The sequence below is a fragment of the Clostridium pasteurianum DSM 525 = ATCC 6013 genome, assembly GCF_000807255.1.
GTDB lineage: Bacteria > Bacillota > Clostridia > Clostridiales > Clostridiaceae > Clostridium_I > Clostridium_I pasteurianum.
In genome coordinates this window covers 1543572-1560088 of the sequence record NZ_CP009268.1, presented here as the reverse complement: position 1 = coordinate 1560088, position 16517 = coordinate 1543572, and the positions used below count along the sequence as shown (strand labels likewise).

The following is a 16517-nucleotide window of genomic DNA, read 5'->3' as shown; positions in this document are numbered from 1 at the left end:
TATCACTCCTGACTATTAACTTTTATAGAACCCATATTTAAATTAACTTTAATTTTATTACTTCCATTCCCTATAGTTTTTATCAAATTTCCTCTATTTATAATTTCTTCATTGAAGCTACATTGTCCTATATTACAGATTAAATTTGCATCAGTATTTTTATCCCAAGTATTTATATTAATATTTTTAAATGGATTATTATCAATTATAATTGAATCAAATGGATTATTATATTTCTGATATATTAGACTAGTTATAAAAAATAATAATATCATAAATATTATTCCTACATTAAAGCCTACCTTTTTTGCACTATTTATTTCTCTAAAATTTACCAATACCTCCATTCCTAATAATATAAATACTGCTGGCCAAAATATAAATAATTTCTTTGCCATATCATTATTTATATTTGTAAATGCCAACCAAATCCCATAATATATCAGGCTTAATGCTAGTGTCAATGTCCCCGTTTTTTTCATAGTCTTACCCCCCATATAGCTTTGTTTGCTCTTATTCATATATATTGACGATATAAGTCACTAAAATCCCATAAGACTTTTTTAAAATTTTTAATATTTTATATAAGGCTATATTTAGATAACTTTCAAAACAATTTATTAAATATAAAAAAACGCTAACTACATCTGTAATTAGCGTTATTGTATTCAAAAAATAAAATGGCTCCGCGAAAAGGATTCGAACCTTCAACCTATCGGTTAACAGCCGAGTGCTCCACCGTTGAGCTATCGCGGATCATTGTGACCCAGCGTCGACCTACTCTTCCACAGGGCTTCCCCTGCAGTACCATCAGCACATTAGAGCTTAACCTGCCTGTTCGGAATGGGAAGGAGTGTTACCTCTAAGTCATAGACACTGGATATATTAAGTTGAGAGTTATTGATGAAATTCCTATGGAATTCCTTTAATTTAATCTTTTAAAACTCCTTAGGAGTTTTTTCCTAAATTCTTAACTCTTAATTTTTAACTAAAAAATTGTACTCTCAAAATTGCATAGTAACTGGTAAAGTAATTTTATTTCTTCATTTTATTTTGGTCAAGCCCTCGACCTATTAGTATCAGTCAGCTGAATACATTACTGCACTTACACCTCTGACCTATCAACCTGATGTTCTTTCAGGGGTCTTACTAGCTTACGCTATGGGAAATCTTATCTTGAGGTGGGCTTCACGCTTAGATGCTTTCAGCGTTTATCCCTTCCCGACATAGCTACCCAGCTGTGCCACTGGCGTGACAACTGGTGCACCAGAGGTCAGTCCATCCCGGTCCTCTCGTACTAAGGACAGCTCCTCTCAAATTTCCTACGCCCGCGACGGATAGGGACCGAACTGTCTCACGACGTTCTGAACCCAGCTCGCGTGCCGCTTTAATGGGCGAACAGCCCAACCCTTGGGACCTACTTCAGCCCCAGGATGCGACGAGCCGACATCGAGGTGCCAAACCTCCCCGTCGATGTGGACTCTTGGGGGAGATCAGCCTGTTATCCCCGAGGTAGCTTTTATCCGTTGAGCGATGGCCCTCCCACGAGGAACCACCGGATCACTAAGCCCGACTTTCGTCCCTGCTCCACTTGTTTGTGTCGCAGTCAGGCTCCCTTTTGCCTTTGCACTCTTCGCGCGATTTCCAACCGCGCTGAGGGAACCTTTGGGCGCCTCCGTTACTTTTTAGGAGGCGACCGCCCCAGTCAAACTGCCCATCTAGCAATGTCCCGTGACCAGCTTCATGGCCTCCGGTTAGAATTCCAGTACTGTCAGGGTGGTATCCCAAGGTCGACTCCTCAGCAGCTGACGCCACTGTATCCCAGTCTCCCACCTATCCTGTACAGACAATACCGAAACTCAATGCTAAACTACAGTAAAGCTCTACGGGGTCTTTCCGTCCAATCGCGGGTAGCAAGCATCTTCACTTGCACTACAATTTCGCCGGATTCGTTGTTGAGACAGTGCCCAAATCATTACGCCATTCGTGCGGGTCGGAACTTACCCGACAAGGAATTTCGCTACCTTAGGACCGTTATAGTTACGGCCGCCGTTTACTGGGGCTTAAGTTCACCGCTTCGATTACTCTTACGGATCCCCTTAACCTTCCAGCACCGGGCAGGCGTCAGCCCCTATACATCAGCTTTCGCTTTAGCAGAGACCTGTGTTTTTGCTAAACAGTTGCTTGGGCCTATCCTCTGCGGCCTGCTAAAAGCAGGCACCCCTTCTCCCGAAGTTACGGGGTCAATTTGCCGAGTTCCTTAACAACGATTCTTCCGATGGTCTTAGGATTCTCTCCTCACCTACCTGTGTCGGTTTGCGGTACGGGCACCTTTTTCCTTGATAGAGGCTTTTCTTGGCAGTGTGAAATCAGATACTTCGCTAAAAATTAGCTCCCCATAACACCTTGACTAATCAGGCGGATTTGCCAGCCTGCACGTCTTAGTGCTTAGACGCACATCCAATAGTGCGCACATCTTATCCTTCTGCGTCACCCCATCTCTCATAACGGAGAAAGGTGGTATCGGAATATCAACCGATTATCCATCACCTACGCCTTTCGGCCTCGGCTTAGGACCCGACTAACCCTGAGCGGACGAGCCTTCCTCAGGAAACCTTAGGTTTTCGACCACTAAGATTCTCACTTAGTTCTCGCTACTTATGCCAGCATACTCACTCCTGCACTGTCCACCGCTCCTTACGGTACGACTTCAACCGGTGCAGGAAGCTCCTCTACCGCTCTTACGAGCCCATAGCTTCGGTGGTAAGTTTTAGCCCCGGACATTTTCGGCGCAGGATCTCTTGACTAGTGAGCTATTACGCACTCTTTAAATGAGTGGCTGCTTCTGAGCCAACATCCTAGTTGTCTTAGAAATCCCACATCCTTTACCACTTAACTTACACTTTGGGACCTTAGCTGATGATCTGGGCTGTTTCCCTTTTGACTACGGATCTTATCATTCGCAGTCTGACTGCCGAAATAAAAGTATATGGCATTCGGAGTTTGATAGAGTTCAGTAACTGTTGTCAGCCCCTACCTCATTCAGTGCTCTACCTCCATAACTCAATTAATCGACGCTAGCCCTAAAGCTATTTCGAGGAGAACCAGCTATCTCCGAGTTCGATTGGAATTTCTCCGCTATCCACAGCTCATCCCATGGTTTTTCAACACCAATGTGGTTCGGTCCTCCACGGAATTTTACTTCCGCTTCAACCTGGCCATGGATAGGTCACCCGGTTTCGGGTCTACAGCATGCAACTAGTCGCCCTGTTAAGACTTGGTTTCCCTTCGGCTGCGCACCATAAGTGCTTAACCTTGCTGCATACCGTAACTCGCTGGCTCGTTCTACAAAAAGCACGTCGTCACACATAAAAAGTGCTACGACCGGTTGTAGGCACACGGTTTCAGGTTCTATTTCACTCCCCTTCCGGGGTTCTTTTCACCTTTCCCTCACGGTACTGCTTCACTATCGGTCACTAGTTAGTATTTAGCCTTGGGAGGTGGTCCTCCCAGCTTCCCACAAGGTTTCACGTGTCTCGTGGTACTCTGGATTAGATCTTGCAATTTTCTCTTTTAACCTACAGGACTATTACCTTCTGCGGTAGAGCTTTCCAGAACTCTTCGGTTAAGATATTATGCAGTGATGATCTATCCACAACCCCAGGAACAAAGTCCCTGGTTTGGGCTGATTCCTTTTCGCTCGCCGCTACTAAGAAAATCGATATTTCTTTCTCTTCCTCCGGGTACTTAGATGTTTCAGTTCCCCGGGTATGTCTCCATATACCTATGAATTCAGTATACAGTACATGTCTGCTCGACATGTGGGTTGCCCCATTCGGAAATCTCCGGATCACAGGCTATTTGCGCCTACCCGAAGCTTATCGCAGCTTGTCACGTCCTTCTTCGACTTCTAGTGCCAAGGCATTCACCATGCGCCCTTTGTAGCTTGACCTTGTTACTCTTTTAGGCGTTAGCCCTTTTAGAGTTTAGTCTTTATTTGTTTAATTTCAATCTTTCGATTAAAACCATATTATACAAAGGATTATTTTTTACTTTACTTTGTTTCTCTATGCAATTTTCAAAGTACATTTTAAGAGAATTGATCTCTCAAAATTAAACAGAGACAAGAGTAAGAAACCAATGTATACAACAGTTATCCTGCTGCAATTACTCCTTAGAAAGGAGGTGATCCAGCCGCAGGTTCTCCTACGGCTACCTTGTTACGACTTCACCCCAATCACTAATCCCACCTTCGGCCGCTGGCCCCATAAAGGTTACCTCACGGACTTCGGGTGTTACCAGCTCTCATGGTGTGACGGGCGGTGTGTACAAGGCCCGGGAACGTATTCACCGCGACATTCTGATTCGCGATTACTAGCAACTCCAACTTCATGCAGGCGAATTTCAGCCTGCAATCCGAACTGGGATGAGTTTTCAAGTTTAGCTCCACCTCACGGTATTGCATCTCGTTGTTCTCACCATTGTAGCACGTGTGTAGCCCTAGACATAAGGGGCATGATGATTTGACGTCATCCCCGCCTTCCTCCCGGTTAACCCGGGCAGTCTCACTAGAGTGCTCAACTTAATGGTAGCAACTAATGATAAGGGTTGCGCTCGTTGCGGGACTTAACCCAACATCTCACGACACGAGCTGACGACAACCATGCACCACCTGTCTTCCTGCCCCGAAGGGCTTCACGTATCTCTACGCTATTCAGGAGATGTCAAGTCTAGGTAAGGTTCTTCGCGTTGCTTCGAATTAAACCACATGCTCCGCTGCTTGTGCGGGCCCCCGTCAATTCCTTTGAGTTTTAATCTTGCGACCGTACTTCCCAGGCGGAGTACTTATTGTGTTAACTGCGGCACAGAAGGAGTCGATACCTCCTACACCTAGTACTCATCGTTTACGGCGTGGACTACCAGGGTATCTAATCCTGTTTGCTCCCCACGCTTTCATGCCTCAGCGTCAGTTACAGTCCAGAAAGCCGCCTTCGCCACTGATGTTCTTCCTAATCTCTACGCATTTCACCGCTACACTAGGAATTCCGCTTTCCTCTCCTGCACTCTAGATACCCAGTTTGAAATGCAGTCCCCAGGTTGAGCCCGGGGCTTTCACATCTCACTTAAGTATCCGCCTACACATCCTTTACGCCCAGTAAATCCGGACAACGCTTGCCACCTACGTATTACCGCGGCTGCTGGCACGTAGTTAGCCGTGGCTTCCTCCTTTGGTACCGTCATTATCGTCCCAAAAGACAGAGCTTTACAATCCGAAGACCGTCATCACTCACGCGGCGTTGCTGCATCAGGCTTTCGCCCATTGTGCAATATTCCCCACTGCTGCCTCCCGTAGGAGTCTGGACCGTGTCTCAGTTCCAATGTGGCCGATCACCCTCTCAGGTCGGCTACGCATCGTCGCCTTGGTGAGCCGTTACCTCTCCAACTAGCTAATGCGCCGCGGGTCCATCTCAAAGCGGATTACTCCTTTAATTAAAGCTCCATGTGAAGCTTTAATATTATGCGGTATTAATCTCCCTTTCGGGAGGCTATTCCCCTCTTTGAGGCAGGTTACCCACGTGTTACTCACCCGTCCGCCGCTAGAAACCCGAAGGTTTCTCGCTCGACTTGCATGTGTTAAGCACGCCGCCAGCGTTCGTCCTGAGCCAGGATCAAACTCTCAATTTATAAGTTTGATGTTAGCTCATCGCTTCTCTTCTCAATGAAGAGTTTGTTACTCTCAATTTTAATTTCTTAAAATCTAAAGAATTGCTGGTTTACTTACTATTCTTATACTCTGTTTAATTTTCAAAGATCAATCACTGTCATTTGACAGCTTTTATAGTTTATCATTTCTTTTATTACTTGTCAACAACTTTTTTTATTTAAAGTTATTGTTTTTTTACTTTTGTTCAAGCAACATTGACTATCTTATCATCATTATTTAATATTGTCAACAATTTATTTCAATATTAAAATTTAATTTTCATATTGACTATATTATAACTTGAAACGACAAAGACTATTTTACCAAAATTAAAATATTTTATAAATATACTATTGTCTTTTAAATATAAATAAATTTAAATAGCTTTAAATTTATTTATTTTACTTAATATTTCATATATTGATACGCTTGGCTAATTGTATATATAACTGAATATAATTTTTATGGTAATAACTTAAATTTATATATTGTATTTTTTGCAAATAAACTTACTAGCTTCTGTATCATATCCATTTTCCATATATTTTTCTAGAGTTTCATGCATTTCTATATAAAATCCTTTTTCATTACTTATCATATTATTTTCATATAATTTCTTCACTGGATCATCTTTAAAAATAATATTCCATTCCCTTTCATTTAAAATGCCTTTGTATATATCTTTTTCTTCTTTTTCAACTCTTTGCATATATTCACCATCATAAAATACTATTATTTCTCCATTTACTATGATAATTTTTTCTACTCTGCAGGATACAGGAGTATTTAAGGTGTTAGATACTATTATAACTAATAATTCCTTAGAGTCTTTTACAAGTTTCACACATTGAATTCTTCCCATTCCAATATCATTTTTTACCCATTTACCTTCATATATAAGTTTTTCAATTTTATACTCTATATCCATACTTGTAGTATTTTTAACTTCATTATTAATGTTCATTCTATCTCTCCTATAAAAAGTATATAAAAGTATATAAAAGTATTATTTCATTATTTCAAAAATATATTCTTTGAAAAGTATAAAAACCTGTGAATTTATTTTCACAGGTTAGTTCAATTATATAATTTAACCTGACTAACTTGGCGTAAGTCTCCCACGCACTCTGTACAGCGATTCATACCAAATACAAAATAAATTTTGTTTTGTCTGCTTTTCTTCAAGTGGGAGTTCAACGCCAAGTAAGCCATGCATTTGCAGTTCTAAAATTCAGATGGGGTAAAAGAATCCCCACCTGAATTAAGAACTTGCTTCAATAAGTCTATCTCTCTATAAAATGAATTATTTCTTTTTCAACTTTTTCCACATCTGGTACATAAGATTTTAAAATTTTAAGTTTACCTTTAATTTTATAGCTTCCCATATAGGCAGGGATAAGTATACTCTCTCCACAGGTTATTGTCTCCTCTCCCTCATTAAAATATATTTTACCTTCACCTTCAACACAGGTAAAGATATAAAATCTTTTTCTATCACTTTCCTCTTTAAGTTCACATTTAATTTCATAGAGTTCTAAAGAAAACTTATCGCAAAGAGAATAGAAAATTTTATTATAATTCTCATTTTCTACTTTCAATCCTCTGCTTTTTTCTCCTGTGAGAGTAAAATTAATTACATCCATAGCCTTATCAATATGCAATTCTCTTCCTCTATTATAATCATACACCCTGTAAGTAGTATCACTATTTTGCTGAATTTCAGCTATTATTACCCCCTGACCTATGGCATGAACCAGCCCACTTTTAACAAAATAGACCTCCCCTTTTTTTACATTTACTTTATTTAGGTATTTATCAAAATCTCCATTGCTTATGGCACTTTTAAACTGTTCTTGGGTACAATCTTTAGTTCCTACTACTAAATTAGCTCCCTCAAAAGCTTCTACTACATACCAAATTTCTGTTTTGCCAAGTTCACCCTCAACTCTTCTAGCATATTTATCATCCGGATGAACTTGTACAGATAATTTATCTTTGGCATTTATTAATTTAATTAAAAGTGGAAATTTATTTTTATCTATTTTATCTCCTAATATTTTTTCTCCCTCTAACTCTATTAATTTCCCCAAAGTTAAATTTTTATATTTTCCATTGGATACTATACTCATTCCATGCTCATGACAAGCTATATCCCAGCTTTCCCCTATATTACCCTCTGGCAAATTGTCTCTAAATTTTTTCAGATCTCTTCCACCCCAAATTTTTTCATAGTACAAATTTTCAAATTTTAATGGATACATAGTGACCTCCTAAAATAATCTAATATTAACTTCTGTTGCACAAATAGTAAAAATTCCATAAACTTTTCTAAAATTAATAATATTAATTACATATTACCTCTAAACATGCAAATTTTCAACGTAGTTGTACTAAAGCAATTCTTACATTCTCCCTTTGATCATCTTTAATTTGTAAAGCTAATTGAATTGTGATACTATAAGCAATGATAATTATTAATTGCTGTTTACTAATCAAATTTTATGAAATAATTATAAATAGATTTCTAAGTTTAATATGAAATTTTTTTCAATCTTAAACTTAGAAATCGTTATCCAGAGACGTATCAACTGTTACTTCCCACATTGATATAATATGGGAATTCTATCAATGAAAGTCATTGGACAAATATATTATAGAATTTTATTTTATGGAGGTGTTTAAAATTAAAATTAATTCATTCTTTAGTATTATAATTTCAAAACTAATTATTAAATTATCTAAAAAGTTATTTAAAGGTGGTACAAATTTTCCCGGGAAAATTGCTTTAAAACTAGACAAAGACATTTTAAAAACAATTACAAAAAACTATAACGTAATACTAATAACAGGTACTAACGGAAAAACTACTACAACTAATATGATTTATAATATGATAAGAAAAAGTAATAAAAAAGTAATTACCAATAATACAGGAGCTAATTTAAAATCCGGTATAACCTCTTGTTTTATAGATAATTTTAGTTTTACAAAATTTAAGGAAAACAGCTATGCTGTCATAGAAGTAGATGAAGCCAATGTAAAACTTATAACCGAATACGTTATTCCAGAAATTATAATAGTTACAAATTTATTTAGAGATCAGCTTGATAGATATGGTGAGGTTTATACTACTTTAAATAAAATAATGGATGGAATAAAAAAAGTTCCTGAAGCTGATTTAGTATTAAATGGTGATGAATCATTGCTAGGTGATTTGAATATTCCAAATAAAATAATTTATTATGGATTTAATTCATCTTTAAATAACAATAAAAAAGTAGACATAAATGCTGATGCTAAATTCTGCAAAAAGTGTAAACATGCCTATTCTTATGAATTTATTACATATAACCATCTTGGGAAATTTTATTGTGACAATTGTGGATACAAAAGACCAGAGCTTCAATATCACGTAGATGAAATAAAGGAACTCTCTTCTTCGGGCTCCCTTGTATCTATAAATGATTCAGATTACTATATAAATCAACCAGGTATTTATAATATATATAATGGACTCTGTTCACTTTCTACAGCTAAACTTCTTGAAATTGAAAACTCAGTAATAGCTGATTGTCTTGAAAATATTGAAAGCAGTTTTGGAAGACAGGAATCTATAAATATTAATGGAAAAGAATTAAAAATAATATTAGTAAAGAATCCAGCTGGCTATGACCAGGCATTAAATACAGTCTCTTTAGACAATAGAGCTATAAATATTTGTATGCTTTTAAATGATAATTATGCAGATGGTCGTGATGTATCATGGATTTGGGATGTAAATTTTGAAATTCTAAAAGAACTAAATATTAAAAATACTATAGTGGGCGGAACCAGATTATATGATATAGCAGTCCGTTTAAAGGTTTCAGGTATTGATGATAATAGGTTTATTATAGGCGAAAGTAACGAAAAAATATTAAAAACTATAGAGAAATGTGAAGGCGATATAGTATATGTACTAGCTACTTATACAGCCATGATCGATTTTAGAAAATTCCTCAATAATAAGGGCATAATTAAAAAATTGTGGTAATGAATTTTAGAACTGCAAATGCATGGCTTACTTGGGCGTCGAACTCCCACTTGAATAAGTGTGAGTCTTAAGCCAAGTTAGTCAAGTGAAAATAAATATTATATGGTGGTGAAATTCTATGGAATTAAATATTTGTCATTTGTATCCTGATTTATTAAATGTATATGGCGATATAGGAAATATATTGATCCTAAAATATAGAGCTGAACAAAGAAATATACAGGTAAATGTATTTAATATATCTTTAAAAGATGATTTTAATCCTGAGGATTACGATATAGTTTTCTTTGGAGGCGGTCAGGATTATGAACAATCTATAGTATCCAGTGACTTGATTAATACAAAAAAGGAAGGTATATCTAAATACATAAACAGTGGCAAGGTATTTTTATCTATTTGCGGCGGCTATCAACTACTTGGTAAATATTATACTACTCCAGAAGGTGACAAATTAGATGGCCTTGGCATTCTTGATATATATACAGATGGTGGTAATACTAGGTTTATAGGTAATACAGTAATAAAGAATGAGGATACTGGTGAAATATATGTAGGTTTTGAAAATCATTCCGGAAGAACATATATAAATGATTTAAAACCTCTTGGAAAAGTTATAAAGGGTTATGGTAATAATGGTTCTGACGGATATGAAGGTTGTATATATAAAAACACCTATGGAACATATTTCCACGGTTCTCTCTTATCCAAAAATCCAGAGCTTGCAGATAGATTAATAAAAACTGCCTTAGGCCTAAAATATGGAGAAGTTTCCCTTGAACCTATAAATAATGATTTGGAATTGGAAGCAAAAGAATTTATTATAAAAAGAGAGACAGGTAATTCAAATAATTCTTAGTTGACAGTGGAGATTTAAAAAAGCTCAAAAATAAAGTTCAAAGAACAGATTTAGTTATTTGTTCTTTGAACTTTATACTTTGATTCTTATTTCCTCTTCTTTATCTATGAAAACCAATACTCACTTATTCAATTACTATATTATCTCCTCTAGCATCTACCTTTACTGTAGTTCCATCATAAATTTGTCCTGCAATAATTTTTCTTGCTATTTCCGTTTCCAGAGTATTCTCAATATATCTCTTTAAAGGTCTAGCTCCATATACAGGATCATATCCTTCTCTTGCCATAAGTTTTTCTGCTTCATCTGTAATGTGAAGTTTAATATTCTTCTCATTAAGTCTCTTTCTTATGTCCTCGATAAATATATCTATAATTTTTGTTATTTCACTAGTTGTCAGAGGTTTAAACATTATTATATCATCTAATCTGTTGAGGAACTCTGGTTTAAACCTTGCCTTCATCTCATCCATTACATATTTTCTTATATTTTCATCTATACCGCTTTCACTGGTATTTGATAGAAGATGACTGCTGCCTATATTTGATGTCATGATTATAATACAATTCTTAAAATCTACAGTTTTACCCTTATTATCTGTAAGCCTTCCATCATCTAATATCTGTAAAAATATATTGAATACATCATCATGGGCTTTTTCTATCTCATCAAACAAAATAACACTATATGGTTTCCTTCTCACTGCTTCTGTCAGCTGTCCACCTTCTTCATAACCTACATATCCAGGAGGTGCTCCTATTAATCTTGATACAGAATATTTTTCCATGTACTCTGACATATCTATTCTTATTATATTTTCCTCTGTATCGAATAGAGTTCTTGAAAGAGTCTTTGCCAGCTCTGTTTTACCTACTCCCGTTGGTCCAAGGAATATAAAGGATCCTATAGGTCTCTTTATATCTTTAAGTCCAGCTCTTGCTCTTATTACAGCATTAGACACTGACTTTATTGCTTCATCTTGACCTATTACCCTCTTTCTCAACTCATCTTCCAGCTTTAAAAGTTTCTGCCTCTCTCCTTCTACAAGTCTTGAAACAGGTATTCCCGTCCATTTTGATATAATTTGTGATATTTCTTCTTCTGTAACTTCTTCTTTTAAGAGTGCATTTTCTGTCTTTTCTTTAATCAGCTGTTCCTTTTCATTTATCTCTTTTTCAAGCTGTGGTACCATTCCATATTTTAATTCAGCTGCTCTATTCAAATCGTATTCTCTTTCAGCCTTTTCTATTTGACCTCTTACTTCATCAAGCTTGGTTTTTAATTCTTTAACTTCTGTTATCTGACCCTTTTCTTTTTCATACTTTGAGGTCATTTCCTTATCTTTTTCTTTAAGATTGCTTAATTCTTCTTCTAAAGACTTAAGTCTTTCTTCTGTAGCTCTATCCTTCTCCTTTGACAGTGCTTCTTTTTCAATTTCCAATTGGAATATTTTTCTCTTTAACATATCCATTTCTGTGGGCATACTATCTATTTCCGTTCTTATCATAGCCCCTGCTTCATCTATAAGATCAATTGCCTTATCTGGCAAATACCTATCTGTAATATATCTGTCTGAGAGCTTTGCTGCAGCTATAATAGCTGAATCATGTATTCTCACTCCGTGATGTATCTCAAACCTTTCCTTCAATCCTCTAAGGATGGAAATAGAATCTTCCACCGTAGGCTCTTCAACTATAACTGGTTGAAATCTTCTTTCCAAAGCTTTATCTTTTTCTATATATTTTCTATATTCATCAAAAGTAGTAGCACCAATACAATGAAGTTCTCCTCTTGCAAGAAGTGGTTTTATAAGATTTCCAGCATCCATTGCCCCCTCTGTCTTTCCCGCTCCTACTATAGTGTGTATTTCATCTATGAATAATATTATCTTCCCTTCACTATTTTGAACTTCCTTTAATACTGCTTTAAGTCTCTCTTCAAATTCACCTCTATATTTTGCACCAGCAATAAGAGCACCCATATCCAATGAAAAAATAATCTTATTTTTTAATCCATCTGGTATGTCTCCTCTTACAATTCTCTCTGCTAGTCCTTCTACTATAGCAGTCTTTCCAACCCCGGGTTCTCCAATTAAAACCGGATTATTTTTTGTTCTTCTGGAAAGTATTCTTACGACTCTTCTTATTTCTTCATCTCTGCCTATAACAGGATCTAGTTTATGCTTTTTTGCATCCTCAACTAAATTTCTGCCATATTTTGAAAGAGCATCATAGGTTCCCTCAGGGTCTTCTGTATCAACTCTCTGATTTCCCCTTATTTCAGCTAAAGTTTTTAAAAATTCCTTCTTATCTATATTATTTCTTTTTAATATATTAACTACAATATCGTTTTTATCCAGCTCCATCAATGCAATCATAACATGTTCTGAACTTATATACGAATCCTTAAAATCCTTAGATATCTTTTCAGCTTTTATAAAAATCTCTTCAAATCTTCTACTTGCATAAACAGAAGAACTCTGTGCTGATTCTCCTAAAACTTTAGGCATTCTGTCCAATTCATTTTCTATATCCTTTTTAAGGGTTTCAATATCTACCCCCATTTTACTAAAAATGTTTGGAATAAGGCCATCCTCTTGAGAAACTAAAGCCATAAAAAGGTGGATGGAGTCAATAGTCTGATGATTAAATCTTACAGCTACAAGTTGTGAATCATTTATAGCTTGCTTAACCTTTGTTGTTAACCTTTCTATATTCATAGTTTTCATCTCCTTAGTAAAAATTTAAAATAAATAGATCATCTAAAGATGTCTAAAATTAATATATTCTATATAATATATTATACTACTTTTTATAAAAATTATGGTTATATATTTATAATAAAAGACCACCTTAATTAAAAAGATGGTCTTTATTATAATAATTAAATTTTATAATTATATGTATTAAAATAAACTATATTTTTTTATCCATATTTAAAGCTAAATTAAAGTATTTTAATGATTCAGAAGTATTCTTCATTTCAAAATATAAAACACCCATTTCCATGTACCTATCTTTAATTGTGTTTTTATCTCCTATCTTCATAAGTATGTCCAAAGATAGGTTCATATACATTTCACTCATTTCAATATTGTTTTCTATATGCATTATAAGAGCTTTAAAGTAATAGGATTTTTCAATAAATACATCTTCATGTAAATCTATTGAATAGTTTAATATTTTGTCACATAATTCCTTAGCCTGTGAAATTTTATTTATTTGGATTAAAGTTTTAATCACATCTAGGATAAAATGTACAAAATCCCGATTAACCTCTTCAGGATATAATGATATGGCTTCATTTATATAATCATAGGCATTTTCATCCATATTAGTTTTAAGCATAGCACAACCATAGTTATAAATAAATTTAGCTTTAAGTTCTCTATTATTTTCAACTAGCTTATAAGACTCTTTTTCAAACTCTCTAAATTTTCCATTATTCATCCCAATGGATAGCCTGCCTAATAAATTAAAAATTTTAGCTTTATAACAACTATCATTAATAAACTTTATTATGTCTATAATCTTATTTAAAATTTCATAGGCATTTTCATATTGTCCCATCATAAAAATACAGTTAGCCTCTTCATAAATGGCACTAATAAGGAAATTATAATCTTTGCTTTCATTTTTCATCAAAGTTTTTCTTACATTATTGTAATAACTTGCAGCCTGAAAGTATTCATTTCCAGCGTAAAAATATTTTCCAATATCCATGTAATATATAAGCTTATTTTTTTCACTGTCAGAATTTCTACATAATTTATAATACCTAGCTGTATTATCTTGACAAGACTTAATATCTTTAATTTCTAAATAATAACTAAAGAGTATATGCATGAATTCAAAAGCTATATCATAGTATTTATATTCTTCTGCATAATCTAAATTATATTTTAATATTTCTGCCTGACTAGTCTTATTATAATTGACTTTAACTTCATTCAAATTAAATTTTAACTGTTCTCTTACATCTTTTTTCAAATATTCAATATCCATACCAAGCTTGTTAGATATTAATTCAAGAATCCAATCTTCTGGCTTTATTTTCCCATTTTCTATACAGCTCATTTTGGAAACGGATATTTTTTCCTCACATATGTCTTTTAGGGTATATCCTTTATATATTCTAGTTCTTTTAATTTTTTCTCCAATAGATAGTATCTCCATGCAGCACACCCTATCTCTAATTTATAAATATTTTATTATTCCCAGTTTTTTAAAGTTTTCTACCCCATGATGTAAATACGTAGCAGCTTTTGTATCCTCATTATTATCTATGTAAAACTTTCCTGTAATAATAGAAATTTCTCCAGCTTGTTCTACTAAATTCATATTTTCTGCGTAGTGCAAAGCCATAAGAAGAGTTTCTTCTGCTTCTTTCATATTTTTCTCTAAAACATCCACCCTATACTTTAATAAATAATACTTTATAATATTGCTATGATTATTATCAGAAATCTTACTTAATATTTCCTGAAGAGTTTTTTTAGAATTCTCTAAATCTTTCAACTTTATGTAATTTTCACATATATTTGATAATGTTTCAATAACAGCATCTTCGTTGTCAGCTCTCATTTCTTTAGCTTTATTGAGATGAATAAAGGATTCTTCAATATTTTCAAATTCATAGAATAGCTTTCCCAAATCATTTTCAATATCACCTATGTATTCTTTCTCATCATTTTCTCTAAATATTTCAAGAGATTTTTTAGAGTATTTTATAGCATTATTTAAATCTTCCTTCTTTATATATTCTTTAGAAAGCAGAAGAAGTGTTTTTGCATATTGTTTCTTATTATTAATTTCTTCAAACTTTTCTTTGGCAAGATAGCTGTAATTTATAGACTTATCCATGTCATCTAACCTAAAATATATTAATGCTGTAAAATAATAAATTTGTCCTAATAAAAAATCATCTCCTATATTATTATCTTGAAATACTTTTTCTGCCTGTTGAAAATAACTGCAGGAAGAATGATAAGCATTTAAACTTAAAGTTATTTTCCCCAACTTTAAATAGGTTTTAACAACTTCTTCCTGATGATTAAGTTTTATAAATATAGCATTCGCAGCTAAAAAATACTGTTGTGCTAAACCCATCTCTTCCTTAGACATGCCTATTATTGCGCGAAGATATAAATTTCTTGCCTTTCTATAATCCAGATTATACTTTTCTGCATAATACATAGCATTTTCAAGAAATTGTTCTCCCAATTGAAATTCATTATTTAAAATATGTGCCTCTGCAATATTTTCATAATATACACAAACTTTTTCTGCCTGAGTTTCTTCTGACTCCATTAAATATTCTACAGAAGTATTTAATGCCAATGCTAAATATTCTAACAAATCCATACTGGGATTGGATTTTCCAGATTCCACAAGACTTATTTGTCCTGGAGTAATTCTATCTCCAGCTAAGTCCTTTAAGGTCATATTAAGATTTTTTCTTCTTATTTTAATCTTTTCACCTAAAGACAATATCTCCATATGTTATCTTCCTTTGCTTATACATATATTTGCAAATTTTAAATATATTAAAATCTTTTTAACTATTTATACTTAATTATTTTATATTATATCATAATTCGTTTAATATTTACAAAATAAATCACAGTAATACCTTAAATATTTTATAAAAAAATAATCGGAGTGTACACTCCGATTTAATTAGTCTATCCAATGCTTTATATTATGAAAAATATCTCCAGCAGCATTATTAATCATACGTCTTGATTTTCTAATTTTCTTTTTAGTATTCCTATTTAAATCTGGTGCAATGAGCATTCCTGCTGCTGCTCCAATTAATGCTCCTGTCGTTATTCCCTTTATAAATCTTCCACGCATATATATACACCCCTTTATTAAATAATATTAATATTCTAAGTCTATATTATGCAATTTTTAAAATATTAC

The 16517-nt window shown here is 34.2% G+C and carries 9 protein-coding genes, 1 tRNA gene and 3 rRNA genes; 2 read left to right on the top strand and 11 right to left on the bottom strand.

From position 1 onward, the window contains the following. Positions 1–2: 2 nt before the first annotated feature. The 7 genes from CLPA_RS07065 to CLPA_RS07035 form a co-directional block, all read right to left on the bottom strand. Positions 3–482: a hypothetical protein gene (locus CLPA_RS07065; RefSeq protein ID WP_003447351.1), complete on the bottom strand. Its 480-nt coding sequence runs from the start codon at positions 480–482 to the stop codon at positions 3–5. 199 nt (positions 483–681) lie between these two features. After that, a tRNA-Asn gene (locus tag CLPA_RS07060) sits at positions 682–756 on the bottom strand. Between the two features lie 8 nt (positions 757–764). Next, positions 765–881: ribosomal RNA gene (gene rrf, locus CLPA_RS07055) — 5S ribosomal RNA — on the bottom strand. A 172-nt stretch (positions 882–1053) separates the two neighbouring features. After that, positions 1054–3952 (bottom strand): 23S ribosomal RNA (locus tag CLPA_RS07050). A gap of 226 nt (positions 3953–4178) precedes the next feature. Continuing rightward, a 16S ribosomal RNA gene (locus tag CLPA_RS07045) occupies positions 4179–5685 on the bottom strand. Together the 16S, 23S and 5S rRNA genes with 1 tRNA gene alongside form the textbook arrangement of a ribosomal RNA operon. Before the next feature lie 500 nt (positions 5686–6185). Beyond that, positions 6186–6668 carry a hypothetical protein gene (locus CLPA_RS07040; protein WP_003447822.1) on the bottom strand — a complete coding sequence of 161 codons (483 nt, stop codon included), beginning with the start codon at positions 6666–6668 and terminating at the stop codon, positions 6186–6188. A gap of 319 nt (positions 6669–6987) precedes the next feature. Continuing rightward, positions 6988–7965 carry a type I phosphomannose isomerase catalytic subunit gene (locus CLPA_RS07035; RefSeq protein WP_003447823.1) on the bottom strand — a complete coding sequence of 326 codons (978 nt, stop codon included), beginning with the start codon at positions 7963–7965 and terminating at the stop codon, positions 6988–6990. A gap of 413 nt (positions 7966–8378) precedes the next feature. On the opposite strand from CLPA_RS07035, the gene CLPA_RS07030 reads away from it, so the two are divergent. Next, entirely contained in the window at positions 8379–9737 is a 1359-nt protein-coding gene (locus CLPA_RS07030; RefSeq protein WP_144311762.1) for a Mur ligase family protein, read from the top strand. 118 nt (positions 9738–9855) lie between these two features. After that, on the top strand, positions 9856–10593 hold the full coding sequence (locus CLPA_RS07025) for a type 1 glutamine amidotransferase (protein WP_003447827.1): 738 nt from the start codon (positions 9856–9858) through the stop codon (positions 10591–10593). Between the two features lie 124 nt (positions 10594–10717). Here CLPA_RS07025 and clpB read toward each other — a convergent pair whose 3' ends face one another. The 4 genes from clpB to CLPA_RS20800 form a co-directional block, all read right to left on the bottom strand. Further along, positions 10718–13312 carry an ATP-dependent chaperone ClpB gene (clpB, locus tag CLPA_RS07020; RefSeq protein ID WP_003447829.1) on the bottom strand — a complete coding sequence of 865 codons (2595 nt, stop codon included), beginning with the start codon at positions 13310–13312 and terminating at the stop codon, positions 10718–10720. Positions 13313–13508: 196 nt separating this feature from the next. Further along, positions 13509–14768: a helix-turn-helix domain-containing protein gene (locus tag CLPA_RS07015; protein ID WP_003447831.1), complete on the bottom strand. Its 1260-nt coding sequence runs from the start codon at positions 14766–14768 to the stop codon at positions 13509–13511. A gap of 21 nt (positions 14769–14789) precedes the next feature. Then, entirely contained in the window at positions 14790–16091 is a 1302-nt protein-coding gene (locus CLPA_RS07010) for a helix-turn-helix domain-containing protein (protein ID WP_003447840.1), read from the bottom strand. 180 nt (positions 16092–16271) lie between these two features. Continuing rightward, on the bottom strand, positions 16272–16448 hold the full coding sequence (locus tag CLPA_RS20800) for a YtxH domain-containing protein (RefSeq protein ID WP_003447843.1): 177 nt from the start codon (positions 16446–16448) through the stop codon (positions 16272–16274). Positions 16449–16517 lie beyond the last annotated feature (69 nt).